The 25,515-nt window shown below is 40.2% G+C and carries 17 protein-coding genes; 5 read left to right on the top strand and 12 right to left on the bottom strand.

Translation table 11 applies throughout. The features are described from left to right. Nucleotides 1-39: 39 nt before the first annotated feature. From ACTRWE_RS09065 to ACTRWE_RS09055, 3 genes are all read right to left on the bottom strand, one after another. Complete coding sequence (locus ACTRWE_RS09065; protein ID WP_462879871.1) at nucleotides 40-1,884, bottom strand: glycoside hydrolase family 13 protein; 1,845 nt, start codon at nucleotides 1,882-1,884, stop codon at nucleotides 40-42. Nucleotide 1,885: 1 nt separating this feature from the next. After that, the gene (locus tag ACTRWE_RS09060; protein WP_462879870.1) at nucleotides 1,886-3,403 is read right to left on the bottom strand and encodes a tryptophan halogenase family protein; all 1,518 of its coding nucleotides are present in this window, start codon (nucleotides 3,401-3,403) and stop codon (nucleotides 1,886-1,888) included. A 92-nt stretch (nucleotides 3,404-3,495) separates the two neighbouring features. Beyond that, entirely contained in the window at nucleotides 3,496-6,285 is a 2,790-nt protein-coding gene (locus ACTRWE_RS09055) for a TonB-dependent receptor (protein WP_008110571.1), read from the bottom strand. Nucleotides 6,286-6,956: 671 nt separating this feature from the next. Here ACTRWE_RS09055 and ACTRWE_RS09050 point away from each other — a divergent pair. Next, complete coding sequence (locus ACTRWE_RS09050) at nucleotides 6,957-8,597, top strand: alpha-glucosidase family protein (protein WP_462879869.1); 1,641 nt, start codon at nucleotides 6,957-6,959, stop codon at nucleotides 8,595-8,597. Nucleotides 8,598-8,650: 53 nt separating this feature from the next. On the opposite strand, the gene ACTRWE_RS09045 is transcribed toward ACTRWE_RS09050, so the two are convergent. After that, nucleotides 8,651-9,205: a TIGR00645 family protein gene (locus ACTRWE_RS09045; protein ID WP_028835834.1), complete on the bottom strand. Its 555-nt coding sequence runs from the start codon at nucleotides 9,203-9,205 to the stop codon at nucleotides 8,651-8,653. Nucleotides 9,206-9,448: 243 nt separating this feature from the next. Here ACTRWE_RS09045 and ACTRWE_RS09040 point away from each other — a divergent pair, with 243 nt between their 5' ends. Beyond that, nucleotides 9,449-9,691, top strand: a complete 243-nt coding sequence (locus tag ACTRWE_RS09040) for a hypothetical protein (protein ID WP_016899532.1) — start codon at nucleotides 9,449-9,451, stop codon at nucleotides 9,689-9,691. 167 nt (nucleotides 9,692-9,858) lie between these two features. Here the strand turns inward: ACTRWE_RS09040 and topA are convergent, their stop codons facing one another. Together topA and ACTRWE_RS09030 are read right to left on the bottom strand one after the other, a co-directional pair. Next, complete coding sequence (topA, locus tag ACTRWE_RS09035) at nucleotides 9,859-12,567, bottom strand: type I DNA topoisomerase (protein ID WP_462879868.1); 2,709 nt, start codon at nucleotides 12,565-12,567, stop codon at nucleotides 9,859-9,861. Nucleotides 12,568-12,820: 253 nt separating this feature from the next. Further along, entirely contained in the window at nucleotides 12,821-15,532 is a 2,712-nt protein-coding gene (locus tag ACTRWE_RS09030; protein WP_462879867.1) for an autotransporter outer membrane beta-barrel domain-containing protein, read from the bottom strand. A gap of 185 nt (nucleotides 15,533-15,717) precedes the next feature. Between ACTRWE_RS09030 and ACTRWE_RS09025 the strand changes: the two genes are divergently transcribed. Beyond that, nucleotides 15,718-17,049: a dicarboxylate/amino acid:cation symporter gene (locus tag ACTRWE_RS09025; RefSeq protein WP_013464802.1), complete on the top strand. Its 1,332-nt coding sequence runs from the start codon at nucleotides 15,718-15,720 to the stop codon at nucleotides 17,047-17,049. Between the two features lie 83 nt (nucleotides 17,050-17,132). Here ACTRWE_RS09025 and sohB read toward each other — a convergent pair whose 3' ends face one another. Beyond that, on the bottom strand, nucleotides 17,133-18,149 hold the full coding sequence (sohB, locus tag ACTRWE_RS09020; protein WP_036956513.1) for a protease SohB: 1,017 nt from the start codon (nucleotides 18,147-18,149) through the stop codon (nucleotides 17,133-17,135). A 100-nt stretch (nucleotides 18,150-18,249) separates the two neighbouring features. Next, entirely contained in the window at nucleotides 18,250-20,685 is a 2,436-nt protein-coding gene (locus ACTRWE_RS09015; RefSeq protein ID WP_462879866.1) for a VolA/Pla-1 family phospholipase, read from the bottom strand. 207 nt (nucleotides 20,686-20,892) lie between these two features. On the opposite strand from ACTRWE_RS09015, the gene ACTRWE_RS09010 reads away from it, so the two are divergent. Continuing rightward, nucleotides 20,893-21,639, top strand: coding sequence for a YciK family oxidoreductase (locus ACTRWE_RS09010; RefSeq protein WP_010389778.1), 747 nt, complete (start codon nucleotides 20,893-20,895; stop codon nucleotides 21,637-21,639). A gap of 61 nt (nucleotides 21,640-21,700) precedes the next feature. Here ACTRWE_RS09010 and rluB read toward each other — a convergent pair whose 3' ends face one another. The 4 genes from rluB to ACTRWE_RS08990 form a co-directional block, all read right to left on the bottom strand. Beyond that, nucleotides 21,701-22,570 (bottom strand): 23S rRNA pseudouridine(2605) synthase RluB, encoded by an 870-nt coding sequence (rluB, locus tag ACTRWE_RS09005; protein WP_008110001.1) that lies wholly within the window; start codon nucleotides 22,568-22,570, stop codon nucleotides 21,701-21,703. Then, complete coding sequence (gene scpB / locus ACTRWE_RS09000) at nucleotides 22,567-23,157, bottom strand: SMC-Scp complex subunit ScpB (protein ID WP_013464798.1); 591 nt, start codon at nucleotides 23,155-23,157, stop codon at nucleotides 22,567-22,569. Before scpB ends, rluB begins: the two co-directional genes overlap by 4 nt. Nucleotides 23,158-23,308: 151 nt before the next feature. Then, nucleotides 23,309-23,830: an EF-hand domain-containing protein gene (locus ACTRWE_RS08995; RefSeq protein WP_290190594.1), complete on the bottom strand. Its 522-nt coding sequence runs from the start codon at nucleotides 23,828-23,830 to the stop codon at nucleotides 23,309-23,311. A gap of 202 nt (nucleotides 23,831-24,032) precedes the next feature. After that, nucleotides 24,033-24,464: an exonuclease III gene (locus ACTRWE_RS08990; RefSeq protein WP_214552782.1), complete on the bottom strand. Its 432-nt coding sequence runs from the start codon at nucleotides 24,462-24,464 to the stop codon at nucleotides 24,033-24,035. Nucleotides 24,465-24,704: 240 nt separating this feature from the next. On the opposite strand from ACTRWE_RS08990, the gene xthA reads away from it, so the two are divergent. Next, entirely contained in the window at nucleotides 24,705-25,511 is an 807-nt protein-coding gene (gene xthA / locus ACTRWE_RS08985; protein WP_013464795.1) for an exodeoxyribonuclease III, read from the top strand. Nucleotides 25,512-25,515 lie beyond the last annotated feature (4 nt).

Here is a 25,515-nt window from a genome sequence, read left to right as displayed (position 1 = left end):
ACTGACTGACAGTGGCTGCATACGTATTCACCTAGGTATTTACTCAATTATTAATACCGTTGCACTCTTAGGCGCTAAAGTCACTGTATCAATTAGGCTAATTGCTTGGTTAGTAAAAAGGTTTATGGCCTGTTTATGTTGCCCAATAACCTCTTGCATATATGCTAATGACCAGCTTTTTGCTGCGCTATTTTTATTTAAAAACACCAGTACCGTTTGCTGATCACTGATCCGCGCATAGCTGTATATACCTGCTTTAGGGCTAAAGTGAGTCAGCTTTCCATGAGCAATGGCTGGGCTTTGCTTTCTAAAATTAAGTAAAGTGGTAATGGCTTGCTGCATATCACGCTGCTCATCTGATAAGCCCTGCCCTGTAAACGCATTACTTGGTTGGCCTTTAAAGCCACCGGGGAAATCAATGCGAATATCACCGTGATCATTACTGCCCGTGTTATCAAGCAATACTTCGGTGCCATAATACATATGTGCTATACCACGGGTGGTTAGCAACATCGCCATCGCCATTTTAGTTTTATCAAGATCTTGTTCTAATTCTGTAAACACGCGGCTCATGTCGTGATTATCGGCAAACACCAATAAGTTATCAGGATTTGGGTATAAAAAGTCATTGGCGATTGATTGATACACTTTTACCCAGCCAGTATTCCAGCTTTCATCTTCATTAAGTGCTTGAATAAGTGCTTCTTGTAATGAAAAGTCCATCACACTTGGTAGACTTGAGGTGTAACCATCGTTATTAACTTTGCCCGCTTGCCAGTATGAGGCAATCGCAGGATTGCTGGTCCACTCTTCGCCAACAATATTAAAGTCAGGGTATTCAGTCATTATCGCTTTAGTCCAGTCAGCTAAAAATGCTTTGTCTGAATATGAATAGGTATCAACGCGAATACCGCTTAAGTCGGCGTATTCAATCCACCAAATAGCATTTTGAATTAAGTATGTTGCTAATAATGGTTGGCGCTGGTTCAAATCAGGCATAGTCGCTACAAACCAGCCATCACTAAACTGGCGTTTATCGAACTCGCTGGCATGGGGATCTTGTATAGTTTGTCTTGCATGGCTGGTTGCATGGTTACCGTTTGCAAACTCGCCATTAAAATTGATCCAATCTGCTGTGGGTTTATCTGTCATCCATTCATGCTCAGAGCCAAAGTGATTCAGCACTAGGTCCATCACTAAACCTATACCGTGTTGTTTTGCTGTAGCAGATAGCTCACGGTACAGTTCATTTGAGCCCATGCGCGGGTCGATAGTGTAAAAATCGGTGATCGCATAACCGTGGTAAGAATAGCTAGGCATATCATTTTCAAGCGCTGGCGTTAACCAAAGCTGGGTAACGCCTAGTTTTTGTAAATACGGCAGTGCGTTGATCACACCTTGAATGTCCCCACCGTGACGCCCGCCTCGCTCAATTGGCTTTGCAGCCTCAAGCATTCCTTTTACGGTGTCGTTGCTGCTATCACCATTAGCGAAGCGATCCGGGTTAATTAAGTAAATGGTATCACTGCTATCAAAACCACTGCGTTTACTGCTGTTTGCTTTGCGTGCATGCAATTGATACTCAAAACGCTCCCCTGATTTGCTGCTAAATACTAACACACCAGGCTTTGCGCTCGGGTTTATTGCAAGATTTAAAAAAGCGTAATTGGGGTTATCCGTATGCGTAATGCTTGTTAACTCAACGCCAGCATGTGATTCAAGTTGCCATTGCTGCTTAGCAACATTTGGCTCATGCAGCATAATTTGTAATTGCTTGCTTTGCATACCAACCCACCAGTTTTGTGGTGATGCAGTTATTGCATTGACGTTTAAACACATACCTAAAAGCGTGCTTAGTAAAAAAGTGTGCATGAGTGATTTCATATTAATTATTTTTCATCCTCGCTAAAAATTCACTGTGTGTGGGTAATTGCTTTACAGTGCCGTTGATAAGCGTTTTTAAATTCGTAAATAACTCGGCGAGTTGTTCATCACTCAGTGCATCTGCGAGTGGATGATAATCATGTGCCTCAAGCCCTTGGCCTATCATTACTTGCTGCCAAGCAACTTCTGCAAAAAGCTCATCATCTTCTCTAATTAATTTACCTGTTTGCTTAAATAAATCGATTTTGTTTTGCAGCGATATAGGAATATCCATTTGTTTACACTGACGCCAAAATCCGCTGTCATCACGCTCGGTCAGTTTATAATGCAGAATAATAAAATCTCTTATTCGCTCAACTTCGGTTTTGCTTTGCTTATTAAAGGTATCGATTAAAACAGGTTTGATCCCTTGGTGGGGAAATAATTTAATTAAGCGAATTGCCGCCGTTTGAATTAAATGAATACTAGTCGATTCTAACGGTTCTAAAAAACCACTGGATAGACCAATGGCCACTACATTTTTGTGCCATTGCTTACGACGGCGCCCAGTTTTAAAACGAATCACTCTAGGCTCTGTAATTGGTTCACCGGGAATATTATCAAGGAGTTGTTGTTTAGCTTGCTCATCAGTAATATGACGACTTGAATATACTAAACCATTACCAACACGGTGTTGCAACGGTATTTGCCACTGCCAACCAGCGTCGTGAGCAATTGAACGCGTATAAGGCGCTGGCTCTGCAGTGGTTTTAGTTTGTACGGCAATAGCACTGTCGCAAGGTAACCAATGTGACCAATGTGACCAATGTGACCAATCATCAAACCCAGTATTTAAGGTTTTTTCAATGAGCAGTGCGCTTAGCCCTGTGCAATCTATAAATAAATCGCCTGAAATTATTTGCCCATCTAACAGCTCAAGTGCCTTTACAAAACCGCTCTCTGGGCATTGCTTAACATCCGCAATTTGACCCTCAATACGTTTAACACCGCGTGATATAGTCAGCCCTTTTAAAAATTCCCCGTACAAGGTAGCGTCAAAATGATAAGCATAATTTAAACCACTAAGTTGGGTATTAGGAATATGTTTTAAATGGGCAAATTTATGCTGTTTGGCCGCTTGGTAGTTAAGTGAAAAATCCCAAAAATCAGCATTAGTGCCCTGTTGCTTGGCCCTCAACCAATAATGATAAAACTCACAAAACGGGAGATCTTTGCCTATCTCACCAAAAGCATGCATGTAGCTGTGTTGTGGTGCTCGCCAGTTTTCAAACTCGATCCCCAATTTAATGGTCGCTTGGGTCGCTTTAATAAACTCGCTCTCAGGTATACCTAATGCCGCATTAAGGTGAAGAATCGGCGGAATGCTCGCTTCACCCACTCCAACAGTACCAATTTGGTCAGATTCAATCAGGGTAATATTAACGACTTTGCCGAGCACTTTATTAAGTAGCGCTGCGGTTATCCACCCTGCAGTGCCGCCACCGGCTATTACCACGTCTTTTATTTGTTTACTCTGCATAGCCCCTGCTCCACTTGCTTTTAGTTAAGTGTAGTCGATATAAAAAAGCCCTTGTAAAACAAATCACAAGGGCCTTTCAACGCTAAAGAATGTTATAGCTTGTAACTAAAGCCAAGTAAGAACGTACGGCCATAATCTTGGTAATCACGTACTTGTAAATCACTATCGCCTTGTAATGATACAAACGGTTCTTCAGTGATATTTTGTACTTGGAATGTTACGCTTAAGCCATCTAAGCTTTCCACACCACCTTCACCAAAGTCATAACCAACTTGCGCATCCCAGATGGTTTCGCCTTTAATATCAACCTGAGTTGTTGCAAAACCTAAGCCGTATACATCACCTTTAAAGTCACTGCGTTTACGCATGCTGGTACGTGCTTGGAAACCACTACGCTCAAAGTAAACCGTTAAGCTATCAATTTGGTCTGATAAGCCTGGTAACTCGTAATCGTTACCGTTTTGATCTTTAAGATCTTGCTCGACACCTGTATGGCTTGCGATTAAACCAAAGCCATCAAGTGATGAATGAAAGACATTAAATGGCAAGGCAAGTGATAATTCGTAACCCCATAAGTCACCTTCACCACCGTTTACTTTACCTGAGCCAGACCCTGTAGAATTAGCAGGAATTTGACCAGTTGATGGATCCGCGACGCCAGACATATCTACTTCATAACTGCCATCAAAAATCCACTGGGTAATATCTTTATAGAAGAATGCTGCTGCAAAATAACCTTCCGCATCAAAGTAGTTTTCGTAGCTTAGATCTAGCCCTGTAGCTTCTTTTGGCTCTAAGTTTGGATTACCACCAGAGACACTCCAGTAGTTACCATTTTCATCAGGCTGCTGGTTGTAAGATGCATTTACCGATGCGTTCATTTCATCAAGGCGCGCACGTGAAATAGTTTTTGCCGCGCCAAAGCGAATTGTTTGCTCTTCATCAATCGCAAACGATAAGTTAATGCTTGGTAAAAAGTGGTTATAGTCATGACTTACATCAGTAGGCGTTACCACTACTAACCCATCTGCTGTGGTGTTAGCAGCTGAACCTTGTGATGATTGGTCTGTTTGTACGTAACGCGCACCAATATTACCTGTAACTGGAATTGAGCCAAGCTCGGCATTAATATCAAGTTGCGCAAAAACAGCGGTTACTTCTTCTTGCACTGTCCATGATTGCGTTTTATGTTTTTGGTCCGTTAAGCTTTCTTGCAGTAAGTCATAATAACCATCGTTCACTAAACCATTGGTATCGAAAGCAACCATATCACCCATACCAATAAAATCTAGGCTAGCAGTGCCTAAACGATATTGCTCAGGGATAGACAACATGCCCGGATTTGCAAGCGAGAAGTCTTTTAAGGTCATGTAGTAACCTTCTGATAATTTAGACTTTTCACGGTCACGGTATGAAATACCAAAACTAACTTTACTGAAATACTCACTTTCAAGTACTTTGCTTGCAGCAAACTTTAGTGTGGTTAGTTCATCATTAATTTCAGGAGCATTAATAAAACCATCTTGGGCAGTATTTTCGTAAGGTGTGCCTGTTAAACCATATTTATCGTTCAGTGCTTTACTCGCCCCCCATGACAATGGCCCACCTAATTGAATTAAGCCGTAATCACTGTAATCGAGTTCATGTGAGAACTGCGCACCAGTGTTACCACCGTCAAACGCATAACCTATGTTGTCAGCAACACCATTATTATCTCCACGGCCAGTACCTGAATAGCTTTCGATACTCCAAATTTGGCGCTCTACTTCAGAGCGGCTCGCATCAAACTCAACTGACCAGTCATCACTGATATCATATTTAGTATTAAAACCAAACTGAGTTAACTCCGCATTACGCTCTTCGTAGTCATTACGTACAACAACACGTTGACCTTGTGTTACCGCGCTGGTGATAAAACCACTTTCAGCATCTACGACCGCTGAGCTTGGATCGATTGTTCCTTGGCCCCAAGCAAATGGTACTTCAATACCGCGAAGGATTTTTTCATCTGAGAAATCAACATACAGTGCATCAAACGTCATGTTTAAGCGATCTGTTGGTGCGGCTTCGATAACAAGCATTGCAGAATCACGCTCAAGCGTAGATGAACGCACAAATGGTTTTGCGCCACCTAAAATAGAATAAGTTTGTCCATCATCACCCGTAAATTCAGGATAACCCCATGAGTTCCAGCGTTTTTCTTGGTTTGGTGAGCTCATGGTATTGTATGCGAATGCGACACCGATTGTGTCATCGGCAAATTGGTCAATATACGACACCGTACCGCGGAAACCTTGATCATCACCGTCTGGGTTTAACTTATCGAAACCAGTTTGCTCTAATTGACCATTAAACATGATCACGCGCTCACCTTTACTTAAAGGTTTTACGGTTTGCATGTCGATAACACCTGCAATACCTTCTGCGTCTAAGCTTGCGTTTGGTGTTTTATATACGGTTACACCGCTCATTATTTCAGATGGGTAAAGGTCAAACTCAACACCACGATTGTCCCCAATCGATACCTGCTCACGACCATTAAAGGTTGTTGCACTTTCGTTTTCACTAAAACCACGAACGCTTACACGACTGGCACGGCCATCTAGGCGCTGCGCGGTCAAACCTGGTAAACGTGCGATTGATTCGGCAATTGACGAATCTGGTAATTTACCAATATCTTCTGCAGAGATAGACTCTACTACTTCAGATGAAAAACGTTTTGTATTGATTGACTCAACGACGCTGCCACGAAAACCTTTAACTTCAATGACTTCAACGTCATTCTTTGCGGTGGGCTGCTCTTCTTGTGCGTGTGAAGCGAAACTGCTAATACCTGCGGTTGCAAGTGCAATTGTTAATATACTTGGTTTGAACATAGACATGATGTGTTTCCCGTTACCCAATTTTATATTTACTAACTTTTAGCGAGTTGCTTGTGATAGAAGCAAAACCATTTGTTAGCTATTTTGTTGTCAGGACGAATATTAACGCCCGCCTTATTTTATTAACAACTTTATGCATACGTATTCAAAGTAACGCAACACGTATAAAGTTAACATTAAATTTACACCTCAATTCATAAGTGACTGTTTTATTATGAGTTATTTTAGTGCAATTAACATTTATAGCTTTAATGATAGTCATTATTTATTTTTTGATAAAATAAGTGTGCCATTAAACATAAATAAAGTGACACGACGCTATTTTATTTTCTAATTTATTATTATGGAGAACATTTATTTAAGTACAATTGGTAAGACCAATATTAATAATCACCAATTTAGTGCACCCCCCTTATTTTTAAGCACCTAAATAACGCAAACAATAAATTAACAATTTAACAAACCAAATTGGTAAAGAGATATTCAATAAACCGGCGTTAAAATCGATGAAATAAGCGATTGATTTAACCTCTTTTAATGGCCTTAAAATGGTGCATACGTATGCAGACTTTTTACAGTATGACGGGCTTCAAGTATGCTTTTTCAAATAAACGAGGATTAACACCTCTAAAAAAGAACAACACAAAGACAATGTGAAAACGGAGAAAGGCATGGCCCAAAAGCAATGGTATAAAGGTGCGGTTATTTATCAGGTTTATCCGCGTAGCTTTCAAGATAGCAACAACGATGGCATTGGTGACTTAGAAGGGATAATTAATCGCATTGATTACATTAAAAGTTTAGGGGTGGATGCTATCTGGATCTCACCTTTCTTTAAATCACCTATGAAAGATTTTGGTTATGATATTAGCGACTATCGCGATATCGACCCCCTTTTTGGTAACTTAGATGATTTTGATGAGCTCATTGCGCAAGCACATCAACGCGATATTAAAATTATTATAGACCAAGTGCTTAGTCACACCTCAGATCAACACCAATGGTTTATTGATAGCCGTGAAGATTTAACCAACGATAAAGCTGATTGGTATGTATGGGCCGATGCTAAAGAAGACGGAACAGCACCAAACAACTGGTTGTCTATTTTTGGTGGCGGTGCATGGCAATGGGAGCCGCGTCGTGGACAATACTACTTACATAACTTTTTCACGGAACAGCCTGATCTTAACTTTCATAACCCTGATGTTCGCCAAGCTGTATTAGATAATGTTGAGTTTTGGCTTAAAAAAGGCGTTGATGGTTTTAGGTTAGATGCAATTAACTTTTGTTACCATGACGCACAGCTTCGTGATAATCCTGCAAAACCAAAAGAAAAGCGTCAGGGCCGTGGTTTTAGTGAAGACAATCCGTATGCTTTTCAGTATCACTACTACAACAACACACAGCCAGAAAACATTGAGTTTATGCGTGACATTCGCACCTTACTCAATAAATACCCAGGAACCGTGTCACTGGGTGAAATTTCATCTGAAGATTCATTAGCCACCATGGCAGAATACACCGCCGGTGGCGATAAATTGCACATGGGTTACAGCTTTGAGCTACTAACTGATGACTACTCCAGTGAATATATAAGAAACACCGTTACTACACTTGAACAACGTATGACTGAAGGCTGGCCTTGCTGGGCATTTAGTAACCATGACGTAGAGCGCGTTGCAAGCCGTTGGAGCGAAACGGGTGAAGTAAACCCTGCGCAATGTAAGATGTTAACCGCCCTATTGGCCTCGTTACGTGGTAGCGTGTGTATGTATCAAGGTGAAGAACTCGGGCTCGGTGAAGCAAGCGTTGCGTTTGAAGATTTACAAGACCCATACGGCATTACGTTTTGGCCAAACTTTAAAGGCCGTGATGGTTGTCGTACCCCAATGCCTTGGGAAAACCTTGATAGCTCACATGCCAATGCTCACAATGCGGGCTTTAGTGAAGTAAAACCGTGGTTACCTGTTGATCAACAACATAGGCTGCAAGCAGTTGCTGAACAAGAGAATGATTCAAACTCAATATTAAATGCGTACCGTGAATTTATGGCATGGCGTAAAAACCAGCCGGTATTACTTGAAGGTGATATTGAGTTTTTACAAACCGAAGAGCCAATCTTAGCGTTTTACCGTACTCTAAACGATGAAAAAATGTTGTGTGTATTCAATTTGAGTGCTTCACAAGCAAAACTTACTATTAATGCAAGTGTTGAAAATGAACATAGCGACCTTTCTCATCACAACGCAAAGCTTGATAATGAAACACTGACAATTGAGCCATTTGGTTGTTATTACGCCCACTGCAGTTAATATTTACATTATTATAAAAAACCCGAGCACTGCTCGGGTTTTTTTAGCATTTTTTAATGGCTAATTGTTTTACTATTTAAGTAATCAGTAAATGCAAACAGTACACCCGACACAACAAAGGTCACGTGTATCAGCACTTTCCAGAGTAATTCATCATTTGAATGAGATGCAGAGCTTATAAACACCTTTAGTAGCTCAACGGCTGAAATGGCGACTATTGCACTAATCAGTTTCATTTTTAAACCAGAAAACCCTACTTTTCCCATCCATACGGGACGGTCCTCATGATTTTCGATATTAAGCTTAGAGACAAAGTTTTCGTAGCCACTGAATATAATAATTAATAAAAGTCCAGCTAACAAAGCGGTATCAACCAAAGTTAATATACCCACCAACAACTCTTGATTACTGGCAGTAAACGTTGCGATCCCCATCAAATACAGCTGTTTAAAAAATTTTATTAGTAATAAAACCACAGCAAATAGTAAACCGACAAAAAATGGGGCGAGTAACCAGCGTCCTTTGAATATAAACGACTCAAGAGCATGCTCTACTTTATGAACAGGTTGTATTTTTTTATTTATATTATTTGTATGTGGCTCTGACATAAGAACACCTAAAAATTAAAACGCGACATTAGCCTAAATTTAGCTGTAACACAATTAGTTAAGGTTAAACACTTTTACGCGATACGCTCATCTTGACGATAAAAATATTTCGTTTCCCTTTATTTTATATTCGATTAAAAATCAATATACCAACAGAGATGTTCTGGCTTGGTTACACTTGTTTTATGTAGGCATTGTATGAATACATAACTCGATTGTTACTCCATTTTTAGGAATAAGAAAATGAATAAAGCATTACTCGCGTTAATCGTTGCACCATTTTTCGTTTTATCTGCTGCTAATGCAGTGGCAAACGATGCTACAGACGCTTCAGCTGAGACGATTCAAGAATTCACAGAAATGTGTGTTAGTTGGGCTAAAGAAGACGACGTAAGCAATGAAGAGCTTTATAACTATGTTTTAAAGTGTGTGAATGATGAACTAACATCTGAAGGCTATAACAAAGTCACTGCTGTTAAGATTTAATGAATAATTGAGTGAATTGAACCTAAATTGGTTACATTTTTTAATCCTGTAAAGTAAAAAATCAGATTAGAAATGCCATTGCGATAGGTTTGATTTGACAAAAAAAACCGGAACTGTCACAGGCTGTGCGTTCCGGTTTTTTATTACTTAAAGCGGTGAATAATTAATTATTTATCGTCTTTTTTTACTTTTGCTTTCGTTTTACTTTTAGCAGGCGCTTTTTTAGCGGCGGCTTTCTTTTTAGGCGCGGCTTTCTTCTTAGCCTCTTCTACCCATTTACCACCTTCGTAGTTTGCCGTCCAACCAGTTGCTTTGCCATCAACCTCAGTCATTACATACTGTGATTTATTCTTACGACTGTAACGCACAACAGCAAGATTACCATCAGGATCTTTAGCTGGTGCATCAGCTAGGTAGTAAAACTTAGGCGAAATACGATCTCTAAAACGCTGTAACTCTTCTACTTTGGGGGCGCGTGTTTCTCGTGATTTAGGGAACGTATTTGCTGCTAAGAAAATACCTGCAGCACCGTCACGTAATACAAAATAGGCTTCAGACTTTTCACATTCTAATTCAGGAATATGAACGGGATCTTCTTTTGGTGGCGCAGCTTCGCCATTTTTTAATAACTTACGGGTATTTTTACACTCGTCATTGTTACAGCCAAAATACTTACCAAATCGACCTGATTTTAATTCCATATCAGCGCCACATTTATCACATTCAATAATAGGGCCGTCGTAACCTTTAATTTTAAACGTACCCTCTTCAACCACATGCCCATGACACGCTGGGTTATTACCACACACGTGTAGTTTACGGGTTTCATCGATAAGGTATGAATCCATCGCTGTTTCACAAATTGGACAGCGCTTCATTTGCATTAATGTTTCTGTTTCAACGTCTTCAACATCAGCTGCAACCGCTTCATCACCCGACACTAAGTTCATAGTGGTAGTACAGCGCTCTTTAGGTGGCAGGTTATAACCAGTACATCCTAAGAATACGCCCGTTGAAGCAGTACGAATACCCATTTTTCTGCCACACGTTGGGCAGTCAATGTCGGTTTCTACCATTTGATTAAGACGCATACCGCCTTCATCGGGTTCACCTTTGGCAATGTTTAACTGGGTTGAAAAATCAGCGTAAAACTTATCGAGAACTTGCGTCCAAACACGCTCACCTTCGGCGATATCATCTAAACGGCCTTCCATTTTAGCGGTAAAATCGAAGTTCATTAAATCGGTAAAGTTTTCAACAAGGCGATCGGTGACAATCTCCCCCATTTTTTCAGCGAAAAAGCGACGATTTTCTACTCGTACATAACCACGATCTTGTATCGTTGATATAATAGAAGCATACGTGGAAGGACGACCAATCCCACGTTTCTCAAGCTCTTTAACTAAGCTTGCTTCACTAAAACGAGCCGGTGGCTTAGTAAAGTGCTGCTTAGGATCAAGCTCAACTAACGTGAGCACCTCGCCTTGCTTAACAGCAGGCAGCGATTGATCTTCTTCATTCTTTTTACGTACTGCCGGTTGCACTTTAGTCCAACCATCAAAACGTAAAACACGGCCTTTTGCTTTCAATGTAAAATCGTTGGCAGCGACCGTTAAGGTGGTTAAATCGTACTCAGCTGGCACCATTTGACAGGCCACAAACTGACGCCAAATAAGCTCATAAAGCTTTTTCGCATCGGCATCCACACCTTCAACATGCCCAGAAAGCACTGATACGCTAGACGGACGAATCGCTTCGTGCGCCTCTTGTGCATTACCTTTAGAGCTATAGTTAATCGGATCAGCAGGTAAATACTTGGCACCAAACTCATTGGTTACGTATTCGCGACACATTTCAACCGCATCTTTCGATAAATTAGTTGAATCGGTACGCATATAAGTAATATAACCCCCCTCGTATAAACGCTGGGCAAGCATCATGGTCTTTTTAACGCCATAACCTAATCGGGTACTTGCTGCTTGTTGCATTGTTGAAGTAATAAATGGCGCACTTGGACGGCTCTTACTTGGTTTCTCTTCAACGCTGACAACTTTATATTCGGCATTCTCAAGGCTTTTAACTGCTGCACTAGCCTGAGCTTCATTTACTGGCTTAAATGGCTTGTCTGCTTGTTTAGTGACTTCTAAACGTAGGTCAGACTCGCTATTTTTAACATCGGCATGAATGTCCCAAAATTCTTCAGGAATAAATGCTTTAATTTCACGTTCGCGTTCAACTAATAAACGCACTGCAACAGATTGCACTCGACCCGCTGATAAACCACGCGCTACTTTAGCCCATAATAGGGGCGATACCATAAAGCCAACAACACGGTCTAAGAAGCGACGGGTCTGCTGTGCATAAACCATGTCGGTGTTTAACTCACCTGGGGTTTCGAATGCTTGTTGTATTGCATTTTTAGTGATTTCGTTAAAAACAACACGCTTATATTTTTCTGGCTCGCCACCAATAATTTCTTGAAGGTGCCAAGCAATAGCTTCCCCTTCTCTATCCAAATCCGTTGCGAGATAGATTTGATCAGCATTTTGGGCAAGCTTTTGTAATTCTTGAACAACCTTTTCTTTACCCGGCAATATTTCGTAATGTGGCTCCCATCCTTTTTCAGGATCGATGCCCATTCGCGCGACTAAGTTAGTATAGTCACGTTGCTGTTTATACGCTGCTTTCTCATCAGGTGGCATTTTACGCACCTCAGCAGGCGTTTTGCTTGCTGGTGCTTTGTTTTTGCCAGAACCCGAAGTAGGTAAATCTCGTACGTGTCCAATACTGGACTTAACGATAAAATCATTACCTAAGTATTTATTAATTGTTTTAGCCTTAGCAGGTGACTCTACAATTACTAGCGATTTGCCCATAGTTGCCTATTTCTAACCTAGTTTTTTAAATGTGTTTAGCCGACTCATGCGGCGCGAATATTTATAGGTATATCTACAAACACTAGTTCTTACAAGCTTTTAATACAAACTTTTCAGTATTTACTGAATAAACAAACAATTTCTGTTGTAAATTTAATCAAACCAGTGCTTTTTGAATAATTGATGTGGAATATATAGAATAGAAACAAAAATGCCAACCTTATTGGTTGGCATTTTCTATGCTTTATTAATTTTAAACCTTAGGCTCGTCTAAAATCGACATCACGGTATATTGAGTTTTCACCCCACCAGGGGTCACAAATTCGATGTATAAAAAGCCAGAATCAACATCATTTGGCTCAGCCTCTTTTGTAATATTTACTGAAACAGAGATAGGCACTTGTTGAGCAGTATTCACAACGGTGTAATCTGTTAACCCTCTTAACACACCATTGTCGGCAGTGACAGTAACTGTAGTACCTGCAGGCAATGGATTATTATGAATATCACTGAAGAAGATAGTCACTGAAATCGCGCTGTAAGGTGTGGAATTGCTAATATCAATAAGGTTTATGTCACACATACCCGCCATATCGGAAGCTTCTAAGCGAATACCATCACTTAAACTACAGTCATCTAAAGCCGTTACAGCTCTAATGTAAGGTGTACTTCCAGACATCACTAACTCTGAACGATCGCGTACATTTACTGTTTCACGCGTACATGCATTTGCAGCAAGCGCCTCGTCACTACATAACAAGCCATTGTAAATGCCATCGCCAGTATCAAACTGACCATTATTTAGTGCACCTGAGCGCTCCACATACCACTCATCCTCACCGCCATTAGAATTTACAGGGTTTGCAGGTGCAGGTGAATTTCCGTCAAAAATACCATTTTCATTAAAATCTATAAATGCTTCAGGTAAATCTTGTAGTGTAGAATCAAACTCGTTTTGATTAAATTCACCGTTAGCAGATACATCATTAAATGATTCTTCACCCACTGAGTATGCTAGCAAGCTTACACGACCACCTAATGGATAATCTATTGGCGCATTACTTGGCGCATCCGCAAGTGATATCGGGTTACCGCTACTATCAAGATAGGTAAGTAGATTGCCGTTTGTGTCTAGTTGTGACTCTCTGATACCTAATGTACAAGGTGCTGCTTGACCAAAAAAACGGTCACACTTATCAGCCACAGAGTTTTTATAAATGCTGTAATGATAAGGAATTGGGTTTTGGCTACGCCACTGCGCTTTACACACACCGTCTATGGTGCGACAAAGTAATAAAGGTGTAAATTGTTGATCATCTATTGTGCCTACTGCACCACCTTCGCTGGCTATATAAATTGCCGTGTTATCAGGAACAAAATTATTAAAGTGATCGGCTGCAAATACAGTTAAGTCTGTAGTCACCCCAGCTTCATTTAATGACTCGGTATTAAATGTTTGTACTGCAAGGGTAAAACTGTCTTGATCTGGCACACCAGTGGTAATGGTTATGTCATTTGAGACGATAGAGATCACATTATTTTGTGATGTATCGCCATCCACAACTTGATGTGATGCAATCACAGATAAAACACCTGCTGCTCTTCCTGAGCGGACATTTACAGTCACTAAACCTTCGTTATTGGTAAACTGAAATGCACTGTCTAGCAACGCGCCGCCTGGGTTTTGCGAAAGAGCAAAATCAATCTGCTTTTGACCAACAGGGTTACCATTAATATCTAAAAGTTTAAAGGTAAGCTCTGAATTTTCAGTGAGAGTCTGACCGCCGGCTCCTTTAATAGCTAACACTTGGTTGGTCACACCCATAAACGCGATTGAACCCGTTTGAGCGGCAGCTACATTAATATTAATTGTTTTAGTGGCAACGTTACCACCAGTAACCACGGTTGCTGTAATCGTATCTATACCATTACAACCATCAGCTTTATAAGTTGCGCTTGCCGTACCACCAATGCTAGTTACCACACTATCGATAGTGGCTTTAGGAGTAGATTCTTCTGCACATGCCGATGTAAATTGTACTTCAAGTGGAGTGGTGAATAAGTTATTGCTGCCATCTACAATCTGAGCTGTAATAATAGTAGTAGAACCTGCAGACAACACATCACCAGTTGCAATACCCGCGCTTAAATTTACATTTACTTGAACAGCGTTAATTTCAAATAAAGCACTCGCAACGCCGCCCTGAGCGGTTAACTCAACTTGGCCAACACCTGAGCTGCTGCCAGGCAATAAATTTAAAATAGCAACACCAAACGCATCCGTTTTAGCCGTTAAGCTTTCAGGTAATAAAATACCTAGCGTTGTGGTCGCTTGAACCAGTACATTACTTGCTGGAGTATTACTGCCAGGTTTTGTGATTTTTGCGTAAACAATAGCTTGTTGCCCAAGTAAATTACTATTTTGAGAACAGTCAGATGGGTCAAGCTCTATAGAATCTCTGTCTATGTTTAACCAGCTATCAGGGCAGTTTTGTAAAATTTTAATGTCAATGTTTGCGGTTGAGTCATTCGATTGAGGCTCATCACCTGCCGTGTAAAAGCCAAGTTTATTTGTTGCGTCTTCGTAGCTAGCAACAATGGTTCCTGCTCCTTCAACACTACCCGCGCTAAGCTCGATAGTTGCAACACCGCTGGAATTTGTTAAAGCGCTACCTGTAGCCGGTATAAAAGAACCCAGTGTTGTGGTAAAGCTTACCTCTTGACGCACAACAGGTTGGCCATCACTTCCGGTTATCGTTGCAACCACCTCTAACGGGTTATCGGCGGTAACAATTCTATCTTCAAAATTAAGTTCAACTTGAATTGCTTGTTCGACAACGTCTCCACCGGTGCCTCCAGTGTCACCACCAACGGTTCCACTTTCTTTTTCCAGTGAGCCACCACCGCCACAGGCGATGAGTAATGTGCTGAGCCATATAATGCTGAGCAAACGAGTTAAAGGCATAGGTTTCTCCGTTGCGCTATTACTAAGTTAAACTTATTTACTTAATGTTAACCTATAACTTAGTCTAAAATCTCAGTTTTTTACTCCTTTTTTTGATAAAAATTTTTAAAAAGTTGACGTTTTTTCTGTAAAAAAAATTACATGCTGTTAGTCTATGCCAAATTTATAAAAAATAGATTGGAAATATGTCTAAAATCCGTTCAATGAGTTTAACTACTCGCATCATGATTGGTATGGTGCTTGGTGTTGCAGTAGGCTTTATATTTCAGGCTATATTAGCTGGTGAAGACGATTACCTAATTCCTCTTGGGTTATTCTCTTTGCCAATTAAAGCCTTTTTTGTTGATGGCCTTTTCCATGTAGGTGGGCAAATATTTATAGCCAGTTTGAAAATGCTGGTTGTGCCTTTAGTATTTGTATCGCTGGTATGTGGTACCTGCAGTTTAAGCGATCCGAAGAAACTAGGCCGTTTAGGCGGTAAATCAATTGGTTTATACTTAGTTACAACGGCAATAGCGATTACAGTCGCGATTACCTTAGCGTTACTATTTAACCCAGGTGAAGGCATTGGGTTACCCTCTCAAGCAAGTTATGATGCCAAAGAAGCGCCTACTTTAGCTCGCGTAATTATTGATATGTTCCCTACCAACCCTTTTGAAGCAATGGCAAAGGGCAACATGTTACAAGTAATTGTGTTTGCTCTATTATTCGGTATTGCAATGGCACTTAGCGGAAAAGCAGGTAAACGTGTCGCTACTGTATTTGAAGACTTAAACACCGTTATCTTAAAACTGGTTACTTTGCTAATGAACATTGCCCCTTACGGCGTATTTTTCTTAATGGCTAAATTGTTCACTACCATTGAACTAAACTTAATTGTGAGTTTAGCTAAGTACTTTGGCGTGGTTGTATTAGCCTTATTACTACACGCATTTGTAAACTACACCCTACTGCTAAAAATACTCACGGGTCTAAACCCGCTCACTTTCTTGGCTAAAATGAAGCACACTTGTTTATTTGCTTTTAGTACCTCAAGTTCAAGCGCGACTATGCCTATTACACTTGAAACGGCAACTAAAAAGCTTGGCGCTAATAATTCGGTCGCTTCGTTTACTATTCCGCTTGGTGCAACCATTAACATGGATGGCACCGCAATTATGCAAGGTGTGGCTACGGTATTTATCGCTCAGGTATTTAGTGTTGACTTAACTATTTCTGATTACTTAATGGTGATACTAACTGCAACGCTTGCCTCTGTTGGTACGGCGGGTGTACCTGGTGTTGGTTTAATTATGCTAGCCATGGTACTTAACCAAGTTGGCTTACCTGTTGAGGGCATCGCCATTATTATTGGTGTAGACAGATTGCTTGATATGACCCGTACAGCAGTAAACGTAACGGGTGACTGTATGGTTACGTGTGTCGTCGCTAAAAGCGAAGGTGAACTAGATGAAAGTATCTTTAACGACCCAAATGCAGCAAAAGATTTAGAGGACTACCACAAATCTATTGATTAGTATTTCTGACAATAGTCATAAAAAAAGCCTTGCTACTTCGTTAAGTAACAAGGCTTTTTTGTTGGGTTTAAGTGATTAAATTATTAAGGGTTTAACGCCTTAAACTTTGACATTAAACTTACACCCGCTTTATTCACACCATGGCTCAAACCCATTGCCAGCTTGTCACTTAATCCTTTTTTAATCTTGTATTGCACTTTATAAATTTGATATTGCTGTTGTTGCTCTAACAACGCATCATCGCTGGTTTTAATAGTATCGACTAACCCTTTTTCAATTGCTTGGGTTGCAAACCAATGTTCACCCGTTGCCACTAAATCCATATTTAAACTTGGGCGCTGAGTGCTCACAAAAGTTTTAAACAATACATGAGTTTGCTCTATCTCTTCGCGGAACTTTTCACGGGCTTTATCGGTATTTTCACCAAATAAAGTTAACGTGCGTTTAAATTCACCCGCCGTAATTTGCTCAAACTCGACATCATTTTTCTTTAAAATTTTATTAAAATTTGGAATTTGTGCAATAACACCAATAGAGCCAACAATTGCAAACGGTGCTGCAATAATATGATCAGCCACACAAGCCATCATGTAACCACCACTGGCGGCGACTTTATCTATTGATACAGTCAACTCAATACCGGCTGACTTTAAACGTTGTAATTGTGATGCGGCTAAACCATAGCCATGTACCACGCCACCACCACTTTCAAGGCGAACTAACACTTTATCTTTTTTTGCATCCGCTATCGAAATTATCGCGGTCACTTCTTCGCGCAAGCTTTCTACTTCATGTGCGTCCATACTGCCTTTAAAGTCAATAACATAGAGTCGTGATTTAGGCGCTTCTTTGTCCGCTTTTTTTTGCTCTGCTTTTTGTTGTTTTTGATAGGCTTTTAACTCTTTTTTACCTAGCGTATTATTTAAAAAGCTTTCTTTTATATTGGTCAGCTGCTCTGATAGGTCATCAATTTCAATCTCACCTTTTTTCGCTTTTGGCTTAACAGCCGAGCTTACAATTAAGGTTAAAATCACAGCAATAGCAATAACAAAGGTAATGGTTTTTGCAAAAAATAAGCCGTACTCGTATAAAAATTCCAACTGTGTTCTCCGTTTATAAATTTCAGCCAATTTAGCATGCTTTAAAATAAAAAAAAGCCACTATACAGTGGCTTTTTAGACTTAATTGAGTGGTTGATTATTAATTAGTCACAATGTCAGTATCTGATACAGATAATAAACGTCCACGCGATGCTAGATAAGTTGCAATTTGCAATTGCATTTCTGCATTAGCTGCTGCGCTGCCCGCTGCTGTAGACGACTGTCTTTCATCTTGCGCCGGTGTCAATACCGAGCCATGATGACCTGTGTTAAATTTAACTAAATAGCTAGCGCCCATCTCTGTTGGTGCTTGAGTTGTACTCACTGTTTCTAACCCCATAAAGTTAGCTAGAGGCAGTGTTCCTGCAATTGGATTGTTAGCAGTCATCGGCGGAATAACTTGGTCTGGCTTGTTACTATCAGTACCATCACCAACAACAACATTCATATACACAGGTGTTTCTAGTGCTTTAACCGTTGCTGCATAGTTAGTCGGGTCGCCGCTATCTAATGCAGTTTGTGCTGCGAATACAAACTGCGTCATCACGCCCTTTATGTTAGTAAGTTTATCAGCTTCTCCCGCCATCGTTAACGATGCTGCAAATTCATTAAAGCCACAGCTTAAGAAGTCCTGCATGTCTGGTAACAAGGCACCACAGTTTGATAACGCACCAGCATTTAAGAATGCATTAAACTCGTCAGCTTCAGCAGTTCCAGCTTGAGAAAGTACAGAGCCTTGAATAAATGGACCAAACGCGGCTGACTCTAATAAGAAGCTAGCAATACCGCCACCGCCACTTGCCAATGCAACAGCATTAACTTTAAAGAGTGGGTCTACTTGATCAGCCAATGGGCTATTCGCTTGTGCAATAAATGCAGGCGCTACAATTGAGCCCAGTGAATGGCCAATATAAGATACATCTCTAGAATTGAGTGAACTATCACCACTGAAGTTTAAGCCTAAACGTAAACCAAGTAAGTCGGCACTTGACTGGCGTAAGCTGTCTCTGGCGACCAATAACGAGCTTAGGTTCATGTAACTAAGTACAGAGCCTGATGTTGCGTTAAAGTCATCTGTGCCATCAACATCAACATCTATTCCACGCTCGCCATGACGAGGATGGTCAATTGCAACCGTTGCAAAACCTTGAAGTGAAAGCTGTGCTGTTAGTGTCAACATGCTTTCTTTTTGTGTGGTAATACCGTGTTGCATAATAACCACTGGCCAGCCATTTTCTGGCATAGCAGCAAAAGGCTCTAAACCTAAGCCTGTTCGGTACGCATTAACAACCGGTAAAATCGGTTTGGTAATTTGTACTGGCACATTTTCCATACTTTGCATTTTAGGAAGTGAGTTATATTTAGTTAAGTGTTTAGTGCTATCAAGCCCTAAGTCACGAAGCTGTCCATCACTCAAAGCAGCACACATCGCATCGTTAGTGCTAATGGGATCGGTTGGGAACGCTTCACCCGCTTGCGCTTTGTAACCTAAAATAGCAACGGCACTGTCACACATACCTTGCCAGTAAGTATCATTTAAATCACTGATCTCTTTACCCGTAGGTGTACCTAAATACATAGGTAGCTGGATGCTGCCTTTTTGATACTGTGCTACTTGGAATACGTCAGGCACCGTTACACCTTGTATTGCAAACGCTTGTTGTACATTAGCCATAGGCTGTGTTGGAATTTGCAACGCAGGCGTTGGAATTGTTGGCTCTGTTAAGCTTGCTGCTAAAACCTTTTTAATCGTGCCAAGCACAGGACCTGCTGATTGCATCGTCATCGCGGCTGAAAAAATAATATCGTCTTTGGTGATATCACCCGAGGTTACTACTACGTTTTCGTAGCTATTAACAGCCCCTTGCAGCGCAAGCTGTGATGGTGTTACTAACGGTGCTTCTTGTTTAACAGTGGCATACGTTGAAGATGGTTCAATTGAGCGACCTTCTGAATCTTTAAGCCCAGTCGTTAATACATTAATATACGAGCTACCAGCCTTAAATGGCTTAAGTGGAATAATTGCAACCGCGTCTCCAGAGCCTTGTGTAACAAAATCAACACCAAAGGTTAATTCGCCCACTAATTTACATGCAGCACCGGCTGGTGCTTGTGAGCATTCGGCATCTGTTAGGCTTGCACCCATGATCACTTCAAAAATACGTACTGAGCCTGGTGAAGCTGCAGACGTTTCATCTAGGCTAATGCCCGGTGGAAACGTTAAATCTATTTTAAAAGGAACTTGCGTAGACCAGCCATCAAGTGCCCCTAGTGCAAGTTGCGGATCTGCATACGCAGCGCGAGGGATAGAAACATTTTCGTCATTTAGCTCACCAGGAATGTTTAATGTGCCATCGCGCGTACCGCTCATCAATAAATCATTAGGAACCGAAATTACACCATTTGCAGGGTCAAATTTTACCGTAGCTTTTGGAATAACTGTAACTGAATCGTTTTTAACATCTTCTAACGTTTCTCCGCCGCCACAGCCTGCTAATGCAGCTGCAACTGAGAGCGAGAGTAGCATTTTTTTCATAGTGTTCTCCGCACAAATCTTATTTTTATAGTGTGTTTATAGTCAGTGTAATTAAGTTAAAATAATGTAGCTAGTATATTAATGAGACATTAGACCAGTTAAACTTAACGTAAACTTTCTAGTTTCGCCACCTAAATTTGTAATAAATTCGATTACTTGTCGATTTGCTATGTTAAAATCAAAAAAAATTTAAACATTGGTACTTTTATGCATACCTATCAAGCAACTGAAAACGCACTTAAAGACAAAGTAATTTTGATAACAGGCGCAGGTGATGGTATCGGCCGTGTTGCAGCAATTACTTATGCTAAACATGGTGCAACCGTTATTTTATTAGGAAAAACAACTAATAAACTAGAATGTGTGTATGACGAAATCGTCAATGCAGGCTACCCACAGCCAGCGATTGTGCCTATGGACTTAAAAGGTGCAACTAAACAAAACTACCGCGACCTTGCTGCAACTATCGAGAGCCAATTTGGCCGCCTTGATGGACTATTAAATAACGCGGGTATTTTAGGTACTTTAGGGCCGTTGGAGCACTTTTGTTCATCAACATTTGAAAATGTAATGAAAGTAAACGTAACTGCACAAGCGATGATCACCAAAGCGTTGTTCCCTGTAATGCGTAAGTCAAAAAGTGCTTCAGTGGTATTTACCTCATCGGGTGTAGGTCGTAAAGGAAGAGAATTTTGGGGACCTTACGCTATTTCTAAGTTTGCTGTAGAGGGTATGATGCAAACATGGGCGTGTGAAGTTGAAAAAACGCCAATCCGTGTTAACTGCATCAATCCAGGCGCAACACGTACATCAATGCGTGCAAGTGCATTCCCAGGTGAGGATCGTGATTTACTTGCGACACCTGAAGATTTAATGCCAACTTACCTGTATTTAATGAGTGATGACTCAAAAGATATCAATGGCCAATCGTTAGACGCACAAGCTAAAAAGTAATATTTAGTTTTAAACGTAAAAAAGCCGCTATAAAAAGCGGCTTTGTTGTTTTATGCTTTAATTACTTACGTTTAGTCGGTTTTACACGTTGATTGTGCTTTTTAACCGCCTTGCGAATTTGGTTTATTTTAGCGCGCTTGTCTTTACGCTTTTCAGGAATAACAGACAGCTTAGTTTGTGTTTCTTTGCCAAGCTTTACTGTTTTACGTAAATAGTTAACTGTATCTAAATCATACTCAATCCAGCCACCTTGCGGTACGCGCTTATCAAGCTCTAATTTACCGTAACGAATACGAATAAGACGTGATACTTCCACATCTTGTGATTGCCATAAACGACGCACTTCACGGTTACGACCTTCGTTAAGCGTTACATTATACCAACGATTAATACCTTCACCGCCCATAGGCTTGATACCAGTGAACTTTGCGGGGCCATCTTCAAGTTCTACGCCACGCAGTAAGTTTTTCATTGTTTCGTCAGTGACTTCACCAAATACACGTGCTGAATATTCGCGTTCAACTTCATAGCTTGGGTGCATTAAGCGGTTTGCCAATTCACCGTCATTAGTAAACAGCATTAGTCCTGAGGTATTTACGTCTAATCGGCCTACTGCTATCCAGCGGTCGCCATCAATACGAGGTAAGCGGTCAAAAACGGTTCTACGGCCTTCAGGGTCTTTACGCGTACTTAACTCACCCTCTGGTTTGTTATACATAATTACACGACAAATTCTGTCTGCTTTTTCTTCTATTTTAACGGTATGGCCGTCAACACGAATTAAATCGGTTTCTTCAACCCTGTCGCCTAACTTAGCTACTTTACCGTTTACACTCACACGATTTGCATCAATGTATTTTTCCATTTCACGGCGTGAGCCTACGCCTGCACGGGCTAGGACTTTTTGTAACTTTTCACCTTGTATACTCATTCGGATGGTTCTCTCACAGAAGGATCACTTAATAACTGGGTAATTTTACTTTGCTGTTGCTCTGGCAATGCGGGTAAATCATGAAGTCCCGTTATCGAAAAATAATCTAAAAATTGTTTAGTCGTTGCATAAAGTGCCGGTTTACCTGGTACTTCTTTATGCCCAACTACTTTAATCCACTCTCTTTCAAGCAGAGTTTTAATAATATTTGAGCCAGTTGCTACACCCCGCACTTGCTCAATTTCACCACGGGTAATGGGTTGCTTGTATGCAATTAACGACAGGGTTTCGAGTAAAGCTCTCGAGTATTTAGGGGCACGTTCTTGCCATAAATTACTCAACCATGGGCTTAAACTACTGCACGCTTGAAAACGATAGCCACTGCCTACCTCAACCAAACGTATTCCACGCGTCTGATAGTGAACTTGAATGGCCTCTACAGCATCATTAATGCGCGCCATAGAAATTGCTAAGTCGTTTAAAACCGTGTCCTTAAGATGACGTTTTGATACGGGCTTGCCTGCCACAAAAATCGCCGCTTCAATGATTTCAATTAATTGTTCATCACTAATTCGCCGACCAACCATAATCACTCTAAAGTTAATAAAAACACACAGCCATCTATTATGACAGAACAACGGCAAACTAGGAAAACATATTAATAAAATAACATTTTATAGGTATAAAAAAGCCAGTGAAAAACACTGGCTTGGTATCAAGTGTATTTAATAATGTAATTTAGCTATTTTTAAATTGCTCAAGTGCATCGTCCTCTGCAACAGAATCACCATGCTTTTGGATATAGCTATTAAACTCTTTTTTACTTACTCGTTTATCTTTATTGCTGTCCATGTAACCAAAATGAATTGAAATATCATCATCGTCAGCTTCAGAAACTGAAATAAAACCGTTGCTATCATTATCTAAGCTTTTAAAGTCATTTTCTATTTTATCAAACTTCGCAATATCAGCCTTAAATGCAGACTCACTCACTTCACTATCTGTAGCAACTTTCCCAGCATTTAGCTGCATATAAGCATCATATTCATTACGGCTTATTTGGTTATCCATATTTGTATCTATATTTGAAAAGTGCTGCCAAATACTATCATCGTCGGCTTCTGTTTTAGAAATAAAGCCATCGCTGTCGTTATCTAAGCTTGCAAAATCACTGTCGATTTTTTCTAAACCTTGATTTGAAGAACAAGCGGCTAAACTCAATGCGGCTAAAACAGTAGAAGCTATCGTTAATTTTTTCATCAGACGTATCCTTGTATTAATAAATTTCAAATCTAGTGATACAAATACGATGCCAAAAAAAATAAACTATTAAAATCAAACAATTAACCAAGAACAACTTCTATTACGATATTTAATAATGCAATTTTTGCAAGCTACTCTGGTAATTTTTGCAAAAAAAAAGCTCGGTAAGAACCGAGCTATTTATATCTAATACGGTAATTTAGATTGCAGCGTTTTGGTAACGCTTAACAAAATCAGTAACGCTTTGGCCATTACACTTTAATGAATTTAAGTTACCAATTTGCTTACGTACTGGTTGTAGGCCTTGCTTTAATGCAGTCATACATAACTGTGTTTCTTGGTGTGAATCTTTTGCAAATACTTCTACTTTAGACACAACTGATTGCGTTGCTTCTTCTTTTTTTGCAATGTCACGGATGTCTTGACCGTTACATAGGATACTTTTTGAATAACGCGATAAATATACACCGTGCTTTGCTGCCATTTTACGAGCAGCCGAAAACCCCTCATTGGCGCTTACTACACATAAGTTAGACTCTAATTTGTTGTCTTGGCTGTAATACGTATTGCTTTGCGCAGTAGCAGTTACAGAAACAAAAAGAGAGGCGGCTAAAAGTAATTGAGTTTTCATCAGGTAGTCCTATTTGAACGAGTTAAACAAACGATTTTTGCGCATTATATAGACAACTTTTAACATATCAATTGAATATTTTATTTATTTTATTATTTAATATTGCATTTACAATGTTTAAACATTAAGCAAAAATTGATCAACATTTGTGCAGCTATTTTCTCGTTTCAGTCATGTTATGTCGCTCCAAATACTGATACAATTTAGCTAACAATGAAAATAAATTTGAAGGTAAACTTTATGAAAGTGATTTCTTTTAATATCAATGGCCTGCGTGCTCGCCTACATCAGTTACAAGCTATTATTGATAAACACCAGCCAGATATTATTGGTCTTCAAGAGATAAAAGTGCACGATGAAGCATTTCCGCTAGACGATGTACAAAAAATGGGTTACCACGTTTATTTTCATGGACAAAAAGCGCATTACGGTGTGGCAATGTTATGCAAAAAAGAGCCTAAGTCGGTATTAAAAGGCTTTTCCACCGACACAGATGAGTCGCAAAAGCGAATGATCAGCGTTACCGTAGAGCAAGAAAATGGCCGTGACCTGCATGTCATGAATGGCTACTTCCCGCAAGGCGATAACATCAACCACGAAACTAAATTCCCTTATAAACGTCAATTTTATCAAGACTTAATGACTCACCTAAATAGTCATTACACGCCTGATCAAGATGTAATTGTAATGGGCGATATTAATATCTCTCCAACCGATTTAGATATTGGTATTGGTGAGGTAAACGCAAAACGCTGGTTAAAAACCGGAAAATGTTCATTTCAACCCGTTGAGCGTGAATGGCTAGCAACGTTATTAAACTGGGGCTTTAAAGACACCTTTAGAGAGCAAAACCCAGAAACTAACGATCAATACTCGTGGTTTGACTACCGCTCTAAGGGTTTTGTTGATAATCGTGGACTAAGGATTGATGTGGTTTTGGCAACGCATGACTTAGCAGCTCGCTGTATCGACACCGGTATAGATTACGAATTACGTGCTATCGACAAGCCTTCAGATCATGCGCCTATTTGGTCTGAGTTTAATTAACGAT

The organism is Pseudoalteromonas sp. G5_S1_54_S4 (genome assembly GCF_054968565.1).
This window is presented reverse-complemented; position numbering and strand designations above follow the sequence as displayed.

Bases quoted from the DNA above. Each gene is read 5' to 3' on its own strand.
- topA (WP_462879868.1), bottom strand. From the start codon at position 12,567: ATGGGCAAATCGCTAGTAATTGTAGAGTCACCTGCTAAGGCTAAAACA.
- ACTRWE_RS09045 (WP_028835834.1), bottom strand. From the start codon at position 9,205: ATGTCAGAGCCACATACAAATAATATAAATAAAAAAATACAACCTGTT.
- rluB (WP_008110001.1), bottom strand. From the start codon at position 22,570: ATGAGTATACAAGGTGAAAAGTTACAAAAAGTCCTAGCCCGTGCAGGC.
- ACTRWE_RS09010 (WP_010389778.1), top strand. From the start codon at position 20,893: ATGCATACCTATCAAGCAACTGAAAACGCACTTAAAGACAAAGTAATT.
- ACTRWE_RS08990 (WP_214552782.1), bottom strand. From the start codon at position 24,464: ATGAAAACTCAATTACTTTTAGCCGCCTCTCTTTTTGTTTCTGTAACT.
- xthA (WP_013464795.1), top strand. From the start codon at position 24,705: ATGAAAGTGATTTCTTTTAATATCAATGGCCTGCGTGCTCGCCTACAT.
- ACTRWE_RS09060 (WP_462879870.1), bottom strand. From the start codon at position 3,403: ATGCAGAGTAAACAAATAAAAGACGTGGTAATAGCCGGTGGCGGCACT.
- ACTRWE_RS09050 (WP_462879869.1), top strand. From the start codon at position 6,957: ATGGCCCAAAAGCAATGGTATAAAGGTGCGGTTATTTATCAGGTTTAT.
- ACTRWE_RS09025 (WP_013464802.1), top strand. From the start codon at position 15,718: ATGTCTAAAATCCGTTCAATGAGTTTAACTACTCGCATCATGATTGGT.
- ACTRWE_RS09030 (WP_462879867.1), bottom strand. From the start codon at position 15,532: ATGCCTTTAACTCGTTTGCTCAGCATTATATGGCTCAGCACATTACTC.
- ACTRWE_RS08995 (WP_290190594.1), bottom strand. From the start codon at position 23,830: ATGAAAAAATTAACGATAGCTTCTACTGTTTTAGCCGCATTGAGTTTA.
- ACTRWE_RS09015 (WP_462879866.1), bottom strand. From the start codon at position 20,685: ATGAAAAAAATGCTACTCTCGCTCTCAGTTGCAGCTGCATTAGCAGGC.
- ACTRWE_RS09040 (WP_016899532.1), top strand. From the start codon at position 9,449: ATGAATAAAGCATTACTCGCGTTAATCGTTGCACCATTTTTCGTTTTA.
- ACTRWE_RS09065 (WP_462879871.1), bottom strand. From the start codon at position 1,884: ATGAAATCACTCATGCACACTTTTTTACTAAGCACGCTTTTAGGTATG.
- scpB (WP_013464798.1), bottom strand. From the start codon at position 23,157: ATGGTTGGTCGGCGAATTAGTGATGAACAATTAATTGAAATCATTGAA.
- ACTRWE_RS09055 (WP_008110571.1), bottom strand. From the start codon at position 6,285: ATGTCTATGTTCAAACCAAGTATATTAACAATTGCACTTGCAACCGCA.